This window comes from Streptomyces sp. JNUCC 63 (assembly GCF_054366325.1).
Genome location: NZ_CM135963.1, coordinates 5,480,654 through 5,501,353 on the forward strand (window position 1 = coordinate 5,480,654; position 20,700 = coordinate 5,501,353).

The following is a 20,700-nucleotide window of genomic DNA, read 5'->3' on the forward strand; positions in this document are numbered from 1 at the left end:
CGACCGTTGTCCGAACGGGAACGACCGTTGCCTGTCGCATCGTGTGCACACACTGGTCGACCCGCTCGGGGACCGGGCGTTGCCTCCGCTCAGCGCCCCGGCGAATCCACCGGCGTCACCGGCACGCCGCCCGCCGCCGCGCCCAGCAGCGTCAGTCGCACCTGTCCCGGCCCCGACGGCGTGGTGAGCTCCGAAAGGACCGCGAGGGCCAGGGTGTTGGTGCCCCGGGTGCGCAGGATGCCGTTCGGCAGGACGAAGGTGTGCTGCGGGCCCACGTCGTTGATGTACTGGCCCAGGTTCCAGCCGTTGAGGAAGATCTGCGCGCGGTATGCCCGGTGCGGGTCGTCCTCCAGCGTCAGCCCGACCGAGGCGTCCACACCTGGGTCCACGGCCAGCCGGAAGGTGGTCCGGTACCACGTCACGCCCTGCCGTCGCACCGCCCGCGGGAAGGCGACCCGCTCCCAGTCGTGGTCCGGGAAGCCGGGCAGGTGCCAGCCCTCCCGCTCCCCGTACAGCCCGCCGTTGTTCAGGGGCCCGCGCACCGGGTCGGGCGCGGCCTCGCCCTGGATCCGCCACCGCACCTTCGGCGCGCCCCCGCCGAAGGTGACCGCCGTCAGCCCGCGCGCCGCCTTGTGGGTGTCCCGCGCCCCGCCGTCCTGGTCGTGCTGCATCCGCCGCACCAGTACCGACAGCACGTGCCGGCCGGACGTGCGCGGCGACGGGTCCACCGGGAAGACCGCCGTGTCCGCCCAACTCCCCTTCCGGACCGTGCTCCTGTCCGGCACGGGCATCCGGTGCGTGCCCAGCGGCCGGCCGTCCAGCCAGGCCATGAGCAGCCCCTGCGTGCCCGTGCTGTACGCGAGCGAGACCGACTCGATGCCGGTGGCGTCCGTGAACGTGCCCCGGTACCAGACGTCCCCGTAGTGGAAGCCGTAGTCGTCCGCGAACAGCACCGGCTGCCCCTTCGGCACGGGCGTCGTGCTGTACGAGGACGTCCGGTCGGCGACCTGCCAGGCCGAGTCGTCGAAGCCCGGCCGGGCCTCGGGGTTCTCCGTGCGCGTCCGCCAGTCGCCGAGTGCGGGCAGCCTCACCTCGGGCACGCCGGGCAGCGGCGCGTGGGCGCGCACGCTCGCCGAGCCGGTGACCGACGCGGGCACCACGCGGCCGTTCCACACCAGGCTGTCGATGCCGCGCGGCCCCCACACCTCGAGGGCGCTCTCCGTGACCGTGTCACCGGTGAGGTGCACGGTGGAGCCGCGCACGGTGGCGGTGCGCAGCAGCGCGGGGCCGTGGACGAGCAGGGAGCCCGACGGGGTGTCGTACGGCCACAGGCGCATCGAGGTCGCCTCGTCGGCGAAGAGCAGCAGCAGCGGCCGCTCGTTGCCGTCGTCCTCCACCCGGACCCCGATCAGCCCCCCGGCCCCGAGGGGAACGGTCATGCGCAGCAGGCCCTGGTCGTAGGCGTACGCGGCCTGCTGGCTCAGCCGGGTGACCAGGGGCTCCTCGGCGCACTCCAGCACCACCCGCGCCATCTCGCCCTGCCGCCCGCAGAACACCACGACGTCCTGCCGCCCGGCGGTCAGGAACAGCATCGGCTGCGCGGTGGAGTACCGCACCCTGCGCCGCCCCAGTGTCAGTCCGGTGACCATCAGCCGGGCGTCCCGGGCCGGCACGGTCACCGGCAGGTCGGCGCCGGCGGCGCGCAGCGTCGAGGAGACCTCCCTGTCGCCGTCGTTGCGCAGCACGTGGACATGGGCGCCGGTGTCCGGGTTCCGCAGGTGGTACGCCTTGAGTCCGGGCACCTTCACATCGTCCGCCCGGTCCAGCTTGGCGAAGTCGGGGACGCGCTGCAGCATGTGCCCGATCTGGTGCATCGGCACCAGCTTCCCGGTGGGCCGGCGGCCTTCGTCGAGGGCGGCCCCGTAGTCGTACGACGTGTAGGCGACCGGCGCGGGCAGCCAGCCCCAGGAGGTGCCGCCGAAGGCCATGTAGACGTTGTGGACCGTGATGCCGTTGGCGAGGTGGGTCAGGTAGAAGCGCCGCTCGTACGCCGCGTCCCGGGTGCGCCGCACCTCGGCGTACCCCTTGCCCTCGAACGGGGCCCCGCCCCACGCGTCGAACCAGCCGCCCCCGGACTCCGGCATGAACCCGGGCGTACGGGGACTGGCACTCGCCCCGCCGGTCCTCCCGCCCGTCCCGAAGTACCCCCAGTCGGGCGGGGTCCGGTCCGGCGAGGGGTACCCGTCGAAGCCGTACAGCCAACCGCCCTTCTCGCCGCCGGTGTCGAAGGAGCCGGGCGTCCAGTAGCCGTTCCTGCCCTTGTCGTTGTGGAAGAGGGGCACGTCGATGCCGTCGGCGCGCGCCTTCTTGCAGAGGTGGCTCATGTAGGCGCGCCCGGCCGGCTCGTCCACGTGGGCGTCGTACTCGTTCTCGATCTGGTACAGCAGCACCGTGCCCGTGCCCCGGGTGAACAGGTGCCGGGCGGCGATGGTGTTCACGTGGCTCAGCCACTCGTCGACGTGCTTGAGGTACGCCGGGTCGGAGGTCCGGGCACTGCCCTCGGTGGCCGTCAGCCAGCCGGGGAAGCCGCCCCCGTCGACCTCGGCGTTGATGTACGGACCGGGCCGCAGGACGACGTAGAGCCCGGTCTCGGCGGCCGTCCGCAGGAACAGGTCCAGGTCCCGTACGCCGGTGAAGTCGTACCGCCCCGGGGCGGGCGAATGGTAGTTCCAGGCCACGTAGACGCTGACGGCGTTGTGGCCGTACGCGCGCATCTTCTGCAGCACGTCCCGCCACAGGGAGGGGCTGGGCAGCCGGAACGGGTGCATCTCACCGGACCACAGCACCAGCCGCCTGCCGTCGACCAGCAGCGAGTAGCGGTCGAAGCCGACGGTGTGCCGCCGCCCGTCGGCGCTCGGCGGCTTCGGCGGCGGGCCCGTGGGCACGGAGCGCGTGGCGTAGGCCGAGGGCGCCCCCGTTCCGCCGCTGCCGCCACCCAGGGCGAGTCCGAGCGCGGCGGTGCCCGCGAGGGCGCTGAATGAACGTCTGCTGAGCGCCAAAGGTGTGCCTCCCGGGCGGCGATCATACGGGGCGCGGGTGCCGCCATTCTCCCCGGAGCCGGACCCCGCGTGGCCGCACGGGAATCCCGGCGCCGGCGGATTACGCGGTACGGGCGGTTCTGGAACCGGCTGTTCGACAGGGGGCGGCGCGGCGAAGGCGGGGACGGTCGTGGTGGAGGCCTTGCCGGGGCCGGTACGGCGACCGGCGGGGGAGCCGGAGGCGTGGGAGAACCGTGGTCTTTCCGTGGATGCCAGGGCCGGTGTGAATGGCCGGAGAGCGGCCTTCTCGCCCTGCCGGGGGCTGCGTACGATGCGACCGCTCCCGGCCCTCGCGGCTCATCCATGGCTTCTCCACAGGCGGGGAGCGCATGCGTGTGCCGATTTGGCATGCCCATGAAAAAAGACGGTCATGACCCCCCACGGAACGGACGGAGACCCATGGCAGGCGGACTGCTCATGAGCGGCGCGATCGCCGCGCTCCTTACCACCGCGCTCCCCGCGCACAACCCCTCTCCGGTGGTGACCGACCCGCCCCCGGACAGGATCGTCATCGATGTCGCCACGGTGAACGGCTCCGGCTGCCCGCGGGGCACCGCCGCCGTCGCCGTCTCCCCGGACAACACCGCCTTCACGGTCACCTACAGCGACTACCTCGCCCAGGCCGGCGGCAACTCCGACCCCACGGCGTTCCGCAAGAACTGCCAGCTCAACCTGATCGTGCACGTGCCGCAGGGCTTCACCTACGCCATCGCCAGCGCCGACTACCGGGGCTTCGCCTCGCTCCAGCCCGGCGCGAGCGGCATGCAGAGAGCCTCGTACTACTTCCAGGGCTCCCCGAACACCGCGTTCAAGAACCACCCCTTCAACGGCCCCTACAACGACGACTGGCAGGCCACCGACGAGACCGACTGGGCCCAGCTGGTCTGGGCGCCCTGCGGAGCCCTCCGCAACTTCAACATCAACACGGAGCTCCGGGTGAACGCCGGCTCGTCCCCCGGCAAGGTCAGCTTCATGACCATGGACTCCACGGACGGCGACATCAGCACGGTCTACCACCTGGCCTGGAAGGAGTGCCCGAAGTCCTGAGGCGGTGCCCCGCCCCGGCTACCCCACCTGACCCATCCCCGCCGCGTTCGGCCAGTTCTGCGGGCTGGGCCAGCCCGTGGCCGGGGCCGGGGTCAGTCCGGGGTTGTTCGAGGGCGGGGCGGTCATGCCGCGCACCTGGGCGGCCGTGAGGCCGCCGCGGGCGGGGACGCCCGGCGGGGTGGGACCGCCCGCGGCGGGCACCGGTGACGGCATGGGCGTGGGTGCCGGTGCCGGAACGGGTGCCGGGGCCGGCACCGGCACCTGCTGGGCCGCCGGGGCCAGGGGCTGCATCGGTGCCGGAGCGGGTGCGGGCGCGGGCGCGAGGGGCTGGGGAACCGCCGGCTGGGCCGGCGCCGGCATGGGCATCCCGGCGCCGGCCGGCTGCGGGGCGGGCGCGGCCGCCGCGGTGGCGGTGAGCGGCATGCCGCCGCCGACGGCCGGGGCGGCGGCATGGGCGGCCGGTACCCGCAGGCCGGACCCGTTGGTCTCGCTCACCAGCCGGTCCACCGCCGCCGTACCCGAGCTGTAGCTGGTCCCGGTGCCCAGCTCGGGCACGGCGGCTCCCCTCCTGGTCCCGTAGAACACCTGTTCCAAGGCAGACACCAGGCGACGCACGTCCACCTCGGGGCGCACCACGAGTCGCAGGAAGCGGCTGGAGGAACCGATCTTGTTGCCGCACTCGCGGACCAGGATCCGGTGCTCGGTGAGCAGCCGGTCGCGGACCACGGTGCCTTCGGCGCCCACGGGCAGGCGTACGAAGAGGAAGTTGCCCTGGGACGGGTAGACCGTCAGGCCGGGCAGCGCGGAGAGGTGGCCGGCCATCTCCAGGCGGTCACGGCGCACCTGCAGGAGGCTCTGCTGGTACTCCGCACCGTGCTCCTTCAGCATGAACACCACGTGCTCGGCGAAGGAGTTGAGGTTCCACTTCGGCAGCATCGAGCGGACCCTGCCCGCGACCGCGGGATTCGCGACCAGATAGCCGAAGCGGATGCCGTGCAGACCGAAGTTCTTGCCCAGGCTGCGCAGCACCACCACGTTGGGGCGCAGTATCGCCTCCTGGACCACGCTCGGCTCGGCCTCGGCGTCGGCGAACTCCAGGAAGGACTCGTCGATCACCACCAGGTCCAGGTCGGCCATGGCGTCCATGAACTGCACCACGGCGTGCTTGGGCAGAAAGCCGCCGTCGGGGTTGTTGGGGTTGCAGATCACGGCCACCTTGGTGCCGCGCGCCCGGATGAACTCGGCGTACTGCGCCAGGTCCAGGGCGAAGCCGCCCGACTCCTGGAGCGGGAACATGTCGACCCGCTTGCCGGTCTCCATGGGCTGGTCGGTCCAGCGGCCGAAGGTGGGTACGGGGACGGCGAGGGACTCGCGGACCAGCAGGTGGTCGATCCAGGTGATGAGCTCCGTCGACCCGTTGCCCATCGCTACGCACTGCGGCGGCAGTTGGAGCAGGTCGCACAGCTCGGCCGTGATCGTGTCGGCACCGGACGGGTAGTACGTGATGATCTCCCGCAGCCGCGCCGCCATGTCCTGGAACATCTCGGGCGTGGGGAAGTAGGGATTGCACGGGATGCAGAAGTCCACCGGCCCGGCCCCGTCGCCGCCCTCCCGCGCCAGCGCCGCCATCGACGGACTGTGGGCCGCGGTGCTGCGGAACAGCGAGGTGACGTTGTCGGCCATGGAACCTCCGTGGGGGCGGACCCGGTGGGGACGGCCGGGCCCGTCGTCTCTGGGGTGGCCCGCGCGGGGGAGCGCGGGCCACCCATGGGTACGGAGGCGGAGGTGAAGTCGTTCAACTCATGTGTGAGAAGTGTGACTTCCGGGTAAGCCCGGCCGTCACACGCCGAACGAGTGGACCGTCGTCGTCCGGTACGTCTGCCCCGGTCGCAGCACGGTCGACGGGAAGTCCGCGTGGTTCGGCGAGTCCGGGAAGTGCTGGGTCTCCAGGCACAGGGCGTCGCCCTGGCGGTAGGTGCGGCCGCCGGTGCCGGTGAGGGTGCCGTCGAGGAAGTTGCCCGAGTAGAACTGCAGGCCCGGCTGGTCGGTGGCGATCCTCAGGGTGCGGCCCGAGCGGGGGTCGCGCAGGGTGGCGACGTGCTCGGGCCGGGCGGTGACGCCCTTGTCCAGCACCCAGTTGTGGTCGTAGCCCTTGGCCCGCACCTGCTGCGGATGGCCCGCCCGGATGTCCCGGCCGATCGGCCTGGCGTGGCGGAAGTCGAAGGCAGTGCCCGCGACTTTCGCCAGTTCGCCGGTGGGGATCAGGCCCGGGTCGGTGGGGGTGTAGCGGGAGGCGGCGATCGTCAGCTCGTGGTCCTCGATCGTGCCACTGCCCTCGCCGGCCAGGTTCCAGTAGACGTGACTGGTGAGGTTGACGACGGTGGCCCTGTCGGTGGTGGCCTCGTAGTCGACGCGCCACTCACCGCGCCGGGTGAGGGTGTACGTCACCTTGGCACGCAGCGTGCCCGGGTAGCCCATCTCGCCGTCGGCGCTGGTGCGGTACAGGCGCAGGCCGACGTCGGAGCCCTCGGCGAACGGCTCCACGTCCCACACGTGTTTGTCGAAGCCCTTGGCCCCGCCGTGCAGGCTGTTGTCGCCGTCGTTGACGGAGAGCTGGTACGTCCTGCCGTCCAGGGTGAAGCGGCCCTTGCCGATCCGGTTGCCGTAGCGGCCGATCAGGGCGCCGAAGTACGGGCTGGAAGCCACGTAGTCGTCGAGGGTGCCGAAGCCCAGGGAGACGTTCGCGTGGCGGCCCCGCCGGTCGGGGACCTCCAGGGACTGGACCACGCCGCCGTAGGAGAGGACCTTCAGCCGGGTGCCGCCGTTCTCCAGCGACCAGCGGTGGACCTTCGTGCCGTCGGCGAGCCTGCCGAACAGCTCCTTCACCGGCTTCCTGCCTCCCGAAGCCGAACCCGAGGCGGCCTGCGCCGTGCCCCCGGGCGTGCTCGCCGCGATGCCCGCTGCCGCGGCGCCCGCGATGACCGTGCGTCTGTTCAGTTTCACAAGGCTCCCCTGAAGGACGGGCCCCGCCGTGTCCGGGCGGGGCCGGAGCTGACTTACGAACCGGACTTGCGCTTGTTCCACACGTCGAACCCGACCGCCGCCAACAGTGCCAGGCCCTTGATGACCTGTTGCCAGTCGGTGCCGACGCTGAGCAGGTTCATGCCGTTGTTCAGCACGCCGAGGACGAGGCCGCCGATGATCGCGCCGAGGACGGTGCCGACACCGCCGCTCATGGACGCGCCACCGATGAACGCCGAGGCGATCGCCTCCAGTTCGTAGTTGACGCCCGCCTTCGGAGAGGCCGCGTTCAGGCGGGCGGCCACCACCAGACCCGCCAGGGCCGCGAGCACGCCCATGTTCAGGAACACCTGGAAGGTGACCCGCCTGTCCTTGACGCCGGACAGCTTCGCGGCCGGCAGGTTGCCGCCGATCGCGTAGATGTGGCGGCCGAAGACGGCGTTGCGCATCACATAGCCGTAGCCGACCACCAGCACGCCGAGCACGATCAGCACGATCGGCGCGCCCTTGTAGCTGGCGAGCAGCAGGGTGACGACCAGTACCGCGGCGACGAGCGCGACGAGCTTGAGCGCGAACAGCCGCGCGGGCAGCACCTCCAGGGAGAACTCCTGCTGCCGGCGCCGGTCGCGCACTTCCTGCCACACCACGGCGGCGATCAGGACGGCACCGAGGAGCAGGGTGAGGTTGTGGTAGTTGGTGTTCGGGCCGGTCTCCGGCAGGAAGCCGTTGCCGATCTTCTGCAGGCCGCCCGGGAACGGGCCGAGGGTCTGGCCCTTGAGCAGGATCTCCGTCAGACCGCGGAAGAGCAGCATCCCGGCGAGGGTGACGATGAACGACGGTATGCCCAGATAGGCGATCATGAACCCTTGCAGCGAGCCCGCCGCCGCGCCCACCAGCAGGCACAGCGCCACGGCGGCCGGCCACGGCACATGGTGACTGACCGTCAGAGTCGCCGCCACCGCGCCGACGAAGGCGGTCAGCGAGCCGACCGACAGGTCGATGTGGCCCGCGATGATCACCAGCATCATGCCCATCGCGAGGATCAGGATGTAGCTGTTCTGCAGCACCAGGTTGGAGACGTTGCGCGGCAGCAGCAGGTCCCCACCGGTCCAGATCTCGAACAGGACGACGATCAGGCCGAGCGCGATCAGCATGCCGTACTGCCGCATGTTGCGGCGCAGGCCGTTCAGCACCAGCTGGAGCAGACCGTCGCCGGTGGCCCCTCTGCCGCGGCCCGACGGCGCGGGGGCCGGGGTCCTGGCGGTCACGTCCGCGCTCATCGCGTCACCTCTTCGTCCTTCGTGTCCTTCGTCATGTGGCGCATCAGCACTTCCTGGGTGGCCTCGGCCCGCGGCACCTCACCGGTCAGCCGTCCGGCGGCCATCGTGTAGATGCGGTCGCACATGCCGAGCAGCTCCGGCAGTTCGGAGGAGATGAAGACGACCGCCTTGCCCTGGGCGGCCAGCTGGTCGATGACCGTGTAGATCTCGTACTTGGCGCCCACGTCGATGCCGCGCGTGGGCTCGTCCAGGATCAGCACGTCCGGGCCCGCGAAGATCCACTTGCTGAGGACGACCTTCTGCTGGTTGCCGCCGGACAGCTTGCCCACCGGCTCGAAGACGGTCGGCGCCTTGATGTTCATGGACTTCCGGAAGCTCTCGGCGACCTGCCGCTCCTCGTGCTCGTCGACCATGCCCCGCCGGGCCACCTTCTTGAGTGCGGTCAGCGAGATGTTGCGGTTGATGGTGTCGATGAGGTTCAGGCCGTAGCGCTTGCGGTCCTCGGTGACGTACGCGATGCCGTGCCCGACCGCCTCCGCGACGGTTCTGGTACGGATCTCCCGGCCGTCCTTGAGGACCGTGCCGGCCGCGTACCGGCCGTAGGTGCGGCCGAAGACGCTCATCGCCAGCTCGGTGCGCCCGGCGCCCATCAGGCCCGCGATGCCGACGATCTCCCCGCGCCGCACCCGCAGCGACACGTCGTCGACGACCTTGCGCTGCTGGTCGATCGGGTGGAACACGGTCCAGCCCCGGATCTCCAGCGCCGGGGCCGCGCCCTGTTCGGGCTGGTGCGGGGTGCGCTCGGGGAAGCGGTGGTCGAGGTCGCGGCCGACCATGCCGGCGATGATCCGCTCCTCGGTGGTCCCGGCCGCCTTCACGTCCAGGGTCTCGATGGTGCGGCCGTCGCGCAGGATGGTCACCGAGTCGGCGACCCTGCGGATCTCGTTGAGTTTGTGGGAGATGATGATCGAGGTGATGCCCTGCTTCTTCAACTCCAGGATGAGATCGAGGAGTTTGCCGCTGTCCTCGTCGTTCAGGGCGGCCGTCGGCTCGTCCAGGATGAGCAGCTTCACGGACTTCGACAGCGCCTTGGCGATCTCCACCAGCTGCTGCTTGCCGACGCCGATGTCGGCGACCCGGGTCTCGGGGTGCTCGTCGAGGCCGACGCGGCGCAGCAGTTCGGTGGCGTGCCTGAGGGTGTCGTTCCAGTTGATGAACCCGCGTGTGGCGTGTTCGTTGCCGAGGAAGATGTTCTCCGCCAGGGACAGATACGGCACCAGCGCCAGCTCCTGGTGGATGATGACGATGCCGCGCTGCTCGCTCGCCCGGATGTCCTTGAACCGGCAGGGCTCCTGCTCGAAGAGGATCTCGCCCTCGTAGGTGCCGTGCGGATGGACACCGGAGAGCACCTTCATCAGGGTGGACTTGCCGGCGCCGTTCTCCCCGCAGATGGCGTGGACCTCGCCCTGACGCACCGCCAGCGTGACGTCCGACAGCGCCTTGACACCGGGAAAGGTCTTGACGATCGAGCGCATTTCCAGGACGGGTCCCGCCATGGTGGTGCCTTCCGGTCGGTTGGGGGTCGGTGGATACGGCGGTTCGCTTCGCTTCCCGTGCTACTTCTTCAGCTCGGCGTCGGTGTAGTAGCCGCCCTTGACCAGGACCTCCTCGTAGTTGGTCTTGTCGACGCTCACCGGCTGCAGCAGGTAGGCGGGGACGACCTTGGTGCCGTTGTCGTACGTCCTGGTGTCGTTGACCTCCGGCTTCTTGTCGTTCAGGACGGCGTCGACCATCGCCGAGGCGACCTCGGCGAGCTTGCGGGTGTCCTTGTAGACGGTCTGCGTCTGCTCGCCCGCGATGATCGACTTCACCGAGGCCAGCTCGGCGTCCTGGCCGGTGATCACCGGCAGCGGCTTGGACGCGGAGCCGTACCCGTCCGACTTCAGCGCGGACAGGATGCCGATGGATATGCCGTCGTACGGCGACAGGACCGCGTCGACCCGGCCGCTCTTGTAGGAGGAGGTGAGGAGGTCGTCCATGCGCCGCTGGGCGGTCGCTCCGTCCCAGCGCAGGGTGGTGACCTGGTTGAGCTGCGTCTGACCGGACCTGACCACCAGCTTCTTGCTGTCCAGATACGGCTTGAGGACGCTCGTCGCGCCGTTGAAGAAGTACTTGGTGTTGTTGTCGTCGTTGGAGCCGGCGAACAGCTCGATGTTGAACGGGCCCTTGCCGTCCTTCAGGCCCAGCTTGTCGACGATGTAGCCGGCCTGCAGCTCGCCGACCTTCTCGTTGTCGAAGGAGGCGTAGTAGTCGACGTTCTTCGTGCCGAGGATCAGCCGGTCGTAGGCGATCACCGGGATGTTCGCGTCGGCCGCCTCCTGGAGCACGTTGTTCAGCGACTTGTTGTCGATGGCCGCGATGATCAGGCCCTTGACGCCCTGCGTGATCAGGTTCTCGATCTGGGAGACCTGGGTGTCGGGATCGTCCTCGCCGAAGACCAGCTTGGTCTTGTAGCCCTTGGCCTTCAGCTCCTTGACGACGTTGTCGCCGTCGGAGATCCAGCGCTCGGAGGACTTGGTCGGCATCGCGATGCCGATGGTGGCGCCCTTGGCACTGCCCGTCTTCTCCTTGCTGCCGCCCTCGCTGTTCTGCCCGCAGGCGGACAGGGTGAGGGCGAGCGAGGCGGCGGCTGCGGTGGTGGCGAGCAGGGCGGCTCTGCGGTTGCGCATGGTGATCAGTCCAGTCCTTGGTCGTTTGTCGGGGTCGGACGTGGGAGTCAGGTGCCGGTGGGGAAGCGGTGGAGCGCTCCCGGCAGCCGGGAGCCGAGCGGCGCCATGTCGCCGGCCGCCCCGTGCCGGGCGAGCAGGTCGAGGGCGAGCCGGCCGCGCCGCACCCGTTCCCGGGCGGTGGCCAGGGTCAGCTCCCGCAGCTGGTGTCCGTACGGGTAGATGCCGGGCGCCCTGGACAGGCCGAACTTCAGATAGAGCGGTGCGCCGCGCCGGATCAGCTCGGCGACCTCGTACATCCGCACATAGCCGCCGAGGTCGTCGGGGGCCTCGATGTACATGTCCATGGGGGCGGCCGAAACCCTGCGTATCTCGGTGAGGTGGCGAAGCGTCAGATCACTGGGCACGTTGACGGAGTCGGCGCCCAGGCGCTCGAAGACGGCGTACGACGCCGGGTTGACCGGGCCGATCAGCGCGGACACCTTCAGGGTGGTGTCGGCCGGGATGATGCCCGCCTCGCGCGCCCGGTGCAGCGTCCACAACACGCCCTCGTCGGCGACGAGCAGGCACCTCACGCCCAACTCCGTTGCGCGTACGGCGTCTTCGACGCACCCGGCGACCGCGTCGTGACCGCGGGCGCGCAGGCCCGCGCCGCGCGAGTCGGAGCGCACCGAGCCGCCGGTGTCCCAGGTGCCGCGCGGGCCGGTGAACAGGCAGAGCTCGATGTCCCGTTCGTCGGTCGCCTCGACCATCTCGGTGATCTCGGCGTCGGTCAGCATCCACACGCCGCTGCCCTGGCTGATCCGGTGGATCGGCACATCGAGCCGTGCGGACTCCTTGAGGACCACCGCCAGCGCCTCGGGACCCTCGCACGAGGGGATCTCGGTGCGCCAGCGGCCACCGCCCGGGAAGGTGTGGGGCGAGGCGTCGGCGGGGTCGAGCGCGGGGGCGCCCAGACCGAGTGCGGTGAGGGCCTGCTCACCGGGTCTGCGGGCTGCCGTGGCGGGAGCGTCGGTCACAAGCCGTCCTTTGTGTTCGGTATTTCGGACAAGGTTCGCGGCTCCGGGTGTGGAAAGGCGCGGTGGCGGTACGTACGCCGCTTGCGCCGCCGTCGGGTGCGACGCCGCGAGCGGCGTGCCTCACGGCCGGAGCAGGACCTTGCCCACCTTCGGGTCACCGGCCCCCACCAGGTCGATGGCCTGCGAGAACCCGGTGAGCGGGAGCTCGTGGGTGACGAGCGGAAGCGGATCGAGCAGCCCTGCCGCGAACATCCGGACCGTGTGCGCCCAGGCGTCCGGCGGCGCCCCGAAGACGGTGTGCACCTCGAGCTGCCGTACGACGAGATCGGTCGGGTCGAGCCCCTCGGCACCCGGCGCCGGGATGCCCGTCAGGACCAGCCGCCCGCCGCGTCGGAGCAGGGCGGCGGCGGTACGTGCCGCGTCCGCGGACCCGGCGGTCTCGATGACGACGTCGAAGCCGGCCGGGAGGTTCTGGTCCCTGGTGCGGAAATCCGTGGCGCCGAACCGCCGGGACAGCGCCTCACGGTCGCGCCGCGTGCCGACGACCAGCAGCTCGGCCGGTGAGGTCGCCCGCAGGAACTGCACGGTGAACATCCCGAGCGTGCCGGTGCCGACCACCGCGACCCGCTCGCCCGGCCGCGCGCCCGCCTTCAGCGCGGCGGCCGCGACACAGGCGGCGGGCTCCAGCAGGGCGGCGGCGGTGAGATCGGCGTCCTCGGGCAGGACGTGCAGCAGCCGGGCCGGGAGAGTGAGGGTGGTGGCCATCGCGCCGGGCCGGGTGAAGCCGGTCTCCTCGTAGCCCGAGGTGCACAGGGTCGTCTCGCCGGCATGGCAGCGGTCGCAGACCTGGCAGTTGCGGAAGCCCTCGCCGACCACCTTGTGCCCGACGAGACCGTCGGGCACCCCGGCGCCGACCCGCTGGACCGTCCCGGACCACTCGTGGCCCGGCGTGAGCGGGTAACGGACGTATCCCTCGGGCCGGTTGCCCTGGTACACCTCGCGGTCGCTGCCGCAGATGCCGACGGCGTGCACGGCGACCAGCGCCTCGCCCGGACCGGGGCCGCGCGGTGTGTGCTGTGCGAGCCGGTGCACGCCCGGCGCTTCGACGACGACGGCGGTGGCGACGGTGGTGGCGGCGGTGGCGGCGGTGCTCACTTCGTCCCCTTGGGCCTGCGCTGCTCCCAGCCCTCGGCCCACAGGTCGAACCGGGCCTGCTGCTGCGGGAATTCGGCCGCGGCGTCGACGTCCAGCTCGACGCCGAGACCGGGTGCGTGGGAGAGGTGGAAGCAGCCGTCCTCGGGGTTCACCTGCGGGGCGCCCCTGACCACCTTCTTGATCTCCGCGTCCGCGAAGTCGTTGAAGTGCTCCAGGATCTTGAAGTTCGGTGAGGTGAAGCCGACTTGGAGGGAGGCGGCGGTGAGCACGGACCCGCCGACGTTGTGCGGGGCGAGGAGCGTGTAGTGCGTCTCGGCGGTCGCGGCCAGCTTCCGGGTCTCCCAGATGCCGCCGATGTGACCGACGTCCGGCTGGATGATGTCGGCGGCCTGGCTCTCGAACAGCTCCCGGAACTCGATCCGGTCGTGGATGCGCTCACCGGTGGCCACCGGGATGTCGACCTTGGCGGCGATCTTCTCCAGCGCCTTCAGGTTCTCCGGCGGGCACGGCTCCTCCAGCCAGGCCGGCTCGAAGGGCGCCATCTCCTTGGCCAGCCGGACGGCGGTGGCGGGGGAGAAGCGGCCGTGCATCTCCAGCATCAGCTCGGCGTCCGGGCCGATGGCGTCCCGTACGGCCTCGACGAGGGAGACGGCGTACAGGGTCCGCCGGTGGTCGAGTTCGAAGTGCCCGGTGCCGAAGGGGTCGATCTTGAGCGCCCTGTACCCGCGCTCCATGACCGCTTGGGCGGCCTTGTGGTACGCCTCCGGGGTGCGCTCGGTGGTGTACCACCCGTTGGCGTAGGCCTTCACCCTGTCGGTGACCTTGCCGCCCAGCAACTGCCACACCGGTACGCCGAGGGCCTTGCCCTTGATGTCCCAGCACGCCATCTCCACGACCGCGATACCGGACATCACGATCTCGCCCGCGCGGCCGTAGTCGCCGTACTTCATCCGGCGCACCAGGTCCTCGACGGCGAACGGGTCGGAGCCGAGAACGTGGTTGGCCTCGGCCTCCCGCAGGTAGCCGATCAGCGCGTCGGTGCGGCCCAGCATCCGGGTCTCGCCGACTCCCGTGATCCCCTCGTCGGTGTGCACCTGAACGTAGGTCAGGTTGCGCCACGGCGTCCCGACCACGTGAGTGCTGATTCCGGTGATGCGCACGGCGGTTGCCTCTCAGCTGTTCGTGATGGCTGTTTCGCTGTTCGAAATCTCGTCACACGTTCGAAATGCTGGCGTGACAGTAAGGAGGGGGCGCCGGGGGTGTCAATGGGTCCGACAGATAACGGTTTCGGCAAGCCTTTCGACAACTCTTGCGATCTCCCACAGAACTTTCACAGGAAATCCTGGGAACGCTCCCGCACGGAACTTAGCCTTCCCGCGTCATGAACTACTGCCACCCGTGCCAACGGCACCTCAACGGCGCCCTGGCCTGCCCGGGATGCGGCGCCCCCACGGAGACGTACGCCGCGCCTGCGACTGTTGAGCCCGCGGCGGCCGCGGAAATACCGCCGGAGAGCGGCGAGGCGGGGAAGGGGGCGGAACAGGCCGACCCGGACGGAGCCGGAGCCGGGGCCGTGACGGCAAGCCGTCGCGACCGCAAGGCCGCGGCCCACCGCCGGCGCCGCCGCCGTACCCTCCTCATGGCCACCGGCCTCGTACTGGCCGCGGGCGGCCTGAGCCTCGCCGAACTCGGCGTCGACGCCCCGGCCCTGCCGGGCTTCTCCAGCCCGAAGCCGGCTGTGGCGGAGGACGACGGGCGGACCGGTGACGGCAGGCCGACCTCGAGTCCGGGAGGGACGGCCGCCCCGGCGAACGCCACATCCGGGGCCGCCACGAGCACGGCCTCCCCGAACGCCTCGGAGTCCGCGTCCCCGTCCGCATCGGCGAAGGACGAGAAACCCGACCCGGACCCGACGGGGACGAGCGACCCGCAGCAGCCGGCGCGGGCGGCGGAGGAAGGCGGCGCGGGCACGGCCGGGGGCACGGGGGCCGGCGGAGGCACGGGCGCTTCGAACCCTCCGCCCCCGGAGGCTCCGCAGCCGGCGGACCCCCCGACGACCGACCCGACACCATCGGACCCCGACCCGACCCCGACATCGACGCGCAAGTGCAACCGGTTCCTGTGGTGGTGCACGTAGTGTCCGGCCGCAGCCGACGTCAGCCGGTCGAGCAGCGCCCGCTCAAGCCCCCGCACCCGCCATCCGCCGCAACAGATCCCGCAGAGCCAACCGCTCCTCCTCCGACAGCGCGGCCAACGGCTCCCGCGCGAAGCGCAACCCGTGCCGCAGCTCCCGAGCCACCCGCCGCCCCTCCTCCGTCGCCGCCGCCAGCTTCACCCGCCGGTCGGCAGGGTCGGACCGCCGCTCCACCAGCCCCCGCGCCTCCAGCCGGTCCACGATCCCGGTGACGTTCGACGGCTCGCACTTCAGCTTCTGCGCCAGCTTCCGCATCGGCAGCGGCTCCAGCGACAGCAGGCTCAGCAGCCGCGCCTGCGCGCCGGTCAGGGCGTGCTCCCCGGCGGCGTCCTCGTAGTCCTCGTAGAACCGGGCCACGACGTCCCCGATGAGCTCGACGACCTCCAGGGTCAGCGCGTCGGGGCGGCGGGTGTTCGGTGCAGTGGCCATGGCGTCCAGGGTACCCGTTTACTTGACAGCGTGAAATATTCAGGCAGATGATTGTTTCAGGCTCTGAAGTAAATGAAGCAGACGGAAAGGCGCTGTCATGATCAACCGCGAGTGGCACCTGCTCAGCCGCCCGGCCGGCTGGCCGAAGCCCGAGGACTTCGCCCTGGTCGAGACGGAGGTCCCGCAGCCGCGCGAGGGCCAGGTCCTCGTACGCAACGAGTACCTCTCCGTCGACCCGTACATGCGCGGAAGGATGAGCGCGGCCAAGTCGTACGTGGCCCCCTACGAGCTGGGCAAGGCCATGCAGGGCGGCGCGGTCGGCGAGGTCGTCGCCTCGAACGCCGAGGGCATCGCCGTGGGTGACCACGTCCTGCACTTCGGCGGCTGGCGGGAGTACGCCGCCGTGGACGCGCAGCACGCCGTCAAGGTCGACCCGGAGGCCGCCCCCCTGTCGACGTACCTCGGCGTACTCGGCATGACCGGGCTCACCGCCTACGCGGGCCTGCTGCGCACCGCCTCGTTCAAGGAGGGCGACATCGTCTTCGTGTCGGGCGCGGCCGGTGCGGTCGGCAGCCAGGTGGGCCAGCTCGCCAAGCTGAAGGGCGCCTCGCGGGTGATCGGCTCGGCCGGCTCCGACGAGAAGGTCGAGCTGCTGCTGGAGGAGTACGGCTTCGACGCCGCCTTCAACTACAAGAGCGGCCCCGTGGGCGAGCAGCTGCGCGCCGCCGCCCCCGACGGCATCGACGTCTACTTCGACAACGTCGGCGGCGACCACCTGGAAGCCGCCGTCGGCTCCCTCAACCAGGGCGGCCGCATCGCGATCTGCGGCATGATCTCGGTCTACAACAACACCGAGCCCGCCCCCGGCCCGAGGAACCTGGCCCGCCTCATCCAGACCCGCGGCCGCATCGAGGGCTTCCTCGTCGGCGACCACTACGACCTGCAGCCGCAGTTCGTACGCGAGGTCGGCCCCTGGGTGCGCGACGGCCGCCTGAAGTACCGCGAGACGGTCGTCGAGGGCGTCGAGAACACCCTGGAGGCCTTCCTCGGCGTACTGCGCGGCGACAACACCGGCAAGATGATCGTCAAGCTCTGACTCCCGGGCACCCGTCCCCTGGAGTTCCGCCGTGCGGCAATTCCTTTCCGAACCGCCATGTGCGGCCGTGGCCGCGAGTCGCGGCGGCCGGGGATTCCTGTGATGCCCTGGCCCACGGAGTCCCGGGTCCCGGCCGTCGCCGGGACCCGGCTCACTCAACGCCGTCGAGTACTTCGGCCGCCGCGCGCGGGTCAATGACGTCGGACCACGCCTGTTCCGCCGGAAGGAGCTCCCTTTCAGGGAGGGCGTATTCCGGGTACCGGCCCTCCGCCTCCGTGTCCAGGGAACTCCTTGGCTGCTCGACTCCGGCGGCGGGAGTACGCTGCGCACAACGGCGGATGTTCAACCGTGATCACTTCCAACTCCCCCCGGGGCTCACCCCACGTCCCGCACCGCCGGCGCCGCCCTCTGCACCGCCCGTGCCAGCCGGTCGTTCTCCGGGGCCGCACCGCCCGGGAAGGCGAAGCGGCGGCGGGTGTAGCCGTAGGCGAGGCCGGTCGTCGGGTCGGCGAAGGCCTGGGAGCCTGCCACGCCGCTGTGGCCGATGGTGCCGGCGCCCAGGAACGGGTGCCAGGTGTCGGCGGTCGCCTGGAAGCCGAGGCAGAACGACTTGTGGGCGCGCTGCACCAGGTCGTACCCCACGGAGTGGATCTGGCCGAACTCCGCCACCGTGTCCGGCTTGAGCAGAGGCGCCTTTCCGTCCACCTCGCTGATCATCGCCGCGTACAGGCCCGCGAGGCCGCGTGCCGAGGCGACTCCACCGACGGAGGCCGGGCCCTTGGCACGGATCAGACGGTCGTTCGTGAGGGCCTGCAGGCCGGTCGGCTCGGGGCCCTGGCGGTTGAAGGCGATGGAGGCGAGGCTGTGCGGACCCTCGGGCAGGGCGTCAAGAACGGCCTGCTGCCTGGCGGTTGGCGTCATGGGCTGCGTGGGGCGGTAGCGGGGCTCCTGGGTGGCGGGCAGACCCAGGTGGAAGTCCAGGCCGTAGGGGGCGCGGACGCGCTCCTCGTGCAGCTCCTGGATCGTACGGCCCGTCGCGCGCCGTACGATCTCGCCGGTGAGCGCGCCGATGACCAGGACGTGGTAGCCGAAGGCGGTGCCGGGACGCCAGAACGGCCGCTGGTCGGCGAGGCGTTCGGCCATCGCGCGGTCGTCGGCCAGCTCGGCGGCCGTGAAACCGGTGTCGGTGCCGACCACGCCCGCGCGGTGGGCGAGCAGTTCGCGCACGGTCAGCGCGCCCTTGCCCTCGGCCGCGAACTCCGGCCAGTAGTACGTCACTTTGCGGTCCAGCTCCAGCGTGCCGTCCTGCACGAGCAGCGCGACCACCAGGTGGGCGGCGCCCTTGGTCGACGAGTGCACCGCGTACAGGGAACCGCCGCCGCTGCCGTCCCCGTCCGGTCCGGCCCACAGGTCGACCACTCGCCGACCGTGGACGTACGCGCACAACTGCCCCTCGTAGTCCGGCCGTTCCGTCGCCACGAACGCGGCGAACTCCTCGCGCACCGGCTCGTAGCCGTCGGCGACGGTGCCGTGGATCTCCTGAGTCATCCGCTCTCCTCAACCTGACCGCTGCTCACTGGTGACACCGTGGTTCCCACAGACCGGTACGGTGGCGCATACCCGTTCGACTCAACAGCGGCCGGCATGAGGAGCGGGCACGGGGCCTCGTTAAGGTTTTCCCATGCGTGATCTCAGGGTGGGTTTCGGCTACCTCCTGAAGGGCCAGCGGTGGGTGGCACGGCACAGGAGGTCGTACGGCTTCGGGCTGCTGCCCGGGCTGATCACCCTCGTCCTGTACGCCGCGGCACTGACCGTGCTCGCCCTGTGGGGCGAGGACGCCGTCGGCTGGGCGACCCCCTTCGCCGACGACTGGCCGAGCCCCTGGCCCGGACTCTTCCGCGGCCTGCTGACCGCCGTGCTGTTCGCCCTCGGTCTGCTGCTCGCCGTGGTCACCTTCACCGCGGTGACCCTCCTGATCGGCCAGCCCTTCTACGAGAGCCTGTCCGAGCAGGTCGACCGGGACGTGTCCGCCGACGGTACGGCGCCCGAGTCCGGTCTGCCGCTCTGGCGTGAGCTGTGGATCTCGGGCCGGGACAGCCTCCGCGTCCTGGTCCGGGCCGCGTTGTGGGGTGTGCTGCTCTTCGGGCTCGGGTTCCTGCCCTTCGTCGGTCAGACGGTCGTACCGGTGATCGGGTTCTTCGTCACCGGGTTCTTTCTCACCGAGGAGCTGGCCGCCGTCGCCCTCCAGCGCCGGGACGTCGAACTCCGCGCCCGCCTGAAGCTGCTGCGCTCCCGCAAGCTGCTGGTCTGGGGCTTCGGCACGCCGCTCGGCCTGGCCTTCCTGGTGCCGTTCGTGGCGGTGTTCCTCATGCCGGGCGCGGTCGCGGGTGCCACCCTGCTCGCCCGTGACCTGCTGGGCGAGGAGACGGACAGCACGGCCGCCCCGGGGCCCGTCGAAAGCCGTAAGACCTTGTGAAGGTTCGTACGAGGTTGCGGCGGGGTGATGGATCGCCGACCGCCGCGTCGCCACGGAGGTTAACGTCGGACCGGAGCGGTGCTGCCCACGAGCAGCCCCGGTCCGGGACCTGACCCTGGACCGGGGCTCGTGCGCTCGTACGCGTGTGTGTGGCGCGTGTGCGGTCGGCGCGCCGAGAAGCCGTACACCGTCTCCGAGCGGAAGACCTCACCCGGGCGGAGCTCGGTGCTCGGGAACCGAGGGCGGTTGGGGGAGTCCGGGAAGTGCTGGGTCTCCAGGGCGATCCCGTCGCCCGGGGCGAAGGGGGCGCCGAGACGGTCGGCGGTGTGGAGCTGGAGGCCCGGCTCGGTCGTCGACACCGTCAGGACGCGGCCGGACGCCGGGTCGTGCAGCTCGGCCACCTCCACCGGGGTGTCCGTGACGCCCTTGTCCAGGGCCAGGTTGTGGTCGTGTCCCGAGCCCACCTTGCGCGTCCGACGGAAGTCGAAGCGGGTTCCCGCCACCTCCGTCAGGTCGCCGGCCGGGACCGGGTCCGCGTCGACCGGGGTGCAACGGGAGGCCGCCGGCCGCAGTTCATGGCCGCCGGCGTTCCCGGAGCCGCTCAGGTTCCAGTACGAGTGGTGGGTCGGGCTGACGACCGTGGGCGCGTCCGTGACCGCCGTGTACGCGATATGCAGGGCACCCGGCTCGTCCAGGGTGTACGTCGCCGTGACCTCCAGCCGGCCCGGGAAGCCCTCCTCGCCGTGCGGACCGACCCGGGTGAGGCGTACGCCGTGCTCGACGGGCGTCACCTCCCACAGCCGTTTGTCGAAGCCCCGGTCGCCGCCGTGCAGTGAGTTCGTCCCCTCGTTCTGTTCGAGCGCGTACGTCCGCCCGTCCAGTGGGAAGCGGCCGCCGGCGATCCGGTTGGCGTACCGCCCGATCAGGGCGCCCAGGAACGGCTCCGGATGGGCCAGACAGCCGTCCAGAGCGGGGAGGTCCAGCACCACGTCCGCCGTGCGCCCGTCCCGGTCCGGCACCTCGACCGACTGCACGATCCCGCCGTACGACAACACCCGCGCCCGCACCCCGGCCCGCTCCAGCGTCCAGCGGTGCACGGCAGCACCGTCGGAAAGTGTGCCGAAGAGTTCGCTCATGTGGAAAACCCTGGGCCGCGTCC

General features: G+C 71.1%; 16 protein-coding genes. 4 read left to right on the top strand and 12 right to left on the bottom strand.

Annotated elements, in window-relative coordinates; all coding sequences use genetic code 11:
* Positions 1 to 89: 89 nt before the first annotated feature.
* On the bottom strand, positions 90 to 3,059 hold the full coding sequence (locus ACX25U_RS25150; RefSeq protein ID WP_454383312.1) for a glycoside hydrolase family 35 protein: 2,970 nt from the start codon (positions 3,057 to 3,059) through the stop codon (positions 90 to 92).
* A 438-nt stretch (positions 3,060 to 3,497) separates the two neighbouring features.
* On the opposite strand from ACX25U_RS25150, the gene ACX25U_RS25155 reads away from it, so the two are divergent.
* Positions 3,498 to 4,145 (top strand): DUF4360 domain-containing protein, encoded by a 648-nt coding sequence (locus ACX25U_RS25155; RefSeq protein WP_454383313.1) that lies wholly within the window; start codon positions 3,498 to 3,500, stop codon positions 4,143 to 4,145.
* An 18-nt stretch (positions 4,146 to 4,163) separates the two neighbouring features.
* Here the strand turns inward: ACX25U_RS25155 and ACX25U_RS25160 are convergent, their stop codons facing one another.
* The 8 genes from ACX25U_RS25160 to ACX25U_RS25195 all read right to left on the bottom strand — a co-directional run bounded on the left by ACX25U_RS25160 (position 4,164) and on the right by ACX25U_RS25195 (position 14,506).
* On the bottom strand, positions 4,164 to 5,828 hold the full coding sequence (locus ACX25U_RS25160; protein ID WP_454383314.1) for a pyridoxal phosphate-dependent aminotransferase: 1,665 nt from the start codon (positions 5,826 to 5,828) through the stop codon (positions 4,164 to 4,166).
* A gap of 156 nt (positions 5,829 to 5,984) precedes the next feature.
* The gene (locus ACX25U_RS25165; RefSeq protein ID WP_454383315.1) at positions 5,985 to 7,148 is read right to left on the bottom strand and encodes an aldose epimerase family protein; all 1,164 of its coding nucleotides are present in this window, start codon (positions 7,146 to 7,148) and stop codon (positions 5,985 to 5,987) included.
* A 53-nt stretch (positions 7,149 to 7,201) separates the two neighbouring features.
* On the bottom strand, positions 7,202 to 8,446 hold the full coding sequence (mmsB, locus tag ACX25U_RS25170) for a multiple monosaccharide ABC transporter permease (protein WP_454383316.1): 1,245 nt from the start codon (positions 8,444 to 8,446) through the stop codon (positions 7,202 to 7,204).
* Positions 8,443 to 10,002: a multiple monosaccharide ABC transporter ATP-binding protein gene (mmsA, locus tag ACX25U_RS25175; RefSeq protein ID WP_454383317.1), complete on the bottom strand. Its 1,560-nt coding sequence runs from the start codon at positions 10,000 to 10,002 to the stop codon at positions 8,443 to 8,445. The genes mmsB and mmsA overlap by 4 nt, the downstream gene beginning before the upstream one ends.
* A 60-nt stretch (positions 10,003 to 10,062) precedes the next feature.
* Entirely contained in the window at positions 10,063 to 11,175 is a 1,113-nt protein-coding gene (gene chvE / locus ACX25U_RS25180) for a multiple monosaccharide ABC transporter substrate-binding protein (protein ID WP_454383318.1), read from the bottom strand.
* Positions 11,176 to 11,222: 47 nt separating this feature from the next.
* Positions 11,223 to 12,191 carry a hypothetical protein gene (locus ACX25U_RS25185; protein WP_454383319.1) on the bottom strand — a complete coding sequence of 323 codons (969 nt, stop codon included), beginning with the start codon at positions 12,189 to 12,191 and terminating at the stop codon, positions 11,223 to 11,225.
* Positions 12,192 to 12,311: 120 nt separating this feature from the next.
* Complete coding sequence (locus ACX25U_RS25190) at positions 12,312 to 13,346, bottom strand: zinc-dependent alcohol dehydrogenase (protein WP_454383320.1); 1,035 nt, start codon at positions 13,344 to 13,346, stop codon at positions 12,312 to 12,314.
* Positions 13,343 to 14,506, bottom strand: a complete 1,164-nt coding sequence (locus ACX25U_RS25195) for a mandelate racemase/muconate lactonizing enzyme family protein (protein ID WP_454383321.1) — start codon at positions 14,504 to 14,506, stop codon at positions 13,343 to 13,345. Before ACX25U_RS25195 ends, ACX25U_RS25190 begins: the two co-directional genes overlap by 4 nt.
* A 221-nt stretch (positions 14,507 to 14,727) precedes the next feature.
* On the opposite strand from ACX25U_RS25195, the gene ACX25U_RS25200 reads away from it, so the two are divergent.
* On the top strand, positions 14,728 to 15,483 hold the full coding sequence (locus ACX25U_RS25200; RefSeq protein WP_454383322.1) for an SCO2400 family protein: 756 nt from the start codon (positions 14,728 to 14,730) through the stop codon (positions 15,481 to 15,483).
* A 42-nt stretch (positions 15,484 to 15,525) separates the two neighbouring features.
* Here ACX25U_RS25200 and ACX25U_RS25205 read toward each other — a convergent pair whose 3' ends face one another.
* On the bottom strand, positions 15,526 to 15,969 hold the full coding sequence (locus ACX25U_RS25205) for a MarR family winged helix-turn-helix transcriptional regulator (RefSeq protein ID WP_454383323.1): 444 nt from the start codon (positions 15,967 to 15,969) through the stop codon (positions 15,526 to 15,528).
* Between the two features lie 97 nt (positions 15,970 to 16,066).
* Here ACX25U_RS25205 and ACX25U_RS25210 point away from each other — a divergent pair, with 97 nt between their 5' ends.
* On the top strand, positions 16,067 to 17,065 hold the full coding sequence (locus ACX25U_RS25210) for an NADP-dependent oxidoreductase (RefSeq protein WP_454383324.1): 999 nt from the start codon (positions 16,067 to 16,069) through the stop codon (positions 17,063 to 17,065).
* A 375-nt stretch (positions 17,066 to 17,440) separates the two neighbouring features.
* On the opposite strand, the gene ACX25U_RS25215 is transcribed toward ACX25U_RS25210, so the two are convergent.
* On the bottom strand, positions 17,441 to 18,613 hold the full coding sequence (locus ACX25U_RS25215) for a serine hydrolase domain-containing protein (RefSeq protein WP_454383325.1): 1,173 nt from the start codon (positions 18,611 to 18,613) through the stop codon (positions 17,441 to 17,443).
* 133 nt (positions 18,614 to 18,746) lie between these two features.
* Between ACX25U_RS25215 and ACX25U_RS25220 the strand changes: the two genes are divergently transcribed.
* Positions 18,747 to 19,541 (top strand): EI24 domain-containing protein, encoded by a 795-nt coding sequence (locus ACX25U_RS25220; protein ID WP_454383326.1) that lies wholly within the window; start codon positions 18,747 to 18,749, stop codon positions 19,539 to 19,541.
* A 59-nt stretch (positions 19,542 to 19,600) separates the two neighbouring features.
* Here the strand turns inward: ACX25U_RS25220 and ACX25U_RS25225 are convergent, their stop codons facing one another.
* Positions 19,601 to 20,677 (bottom strand): aldose epimerase family protein, encoded by a 1,077-nt coding sequence (locus tag ACX25U_RS25225; RefSeq protein WP_454383328.1) that lies wholly within the window; start codon positions 20,675 to 20,677, stop codon positions 19,601 to 19,603.
* Positions 20,678 to 20,700 lie beyond the last annotated feature (23 nt).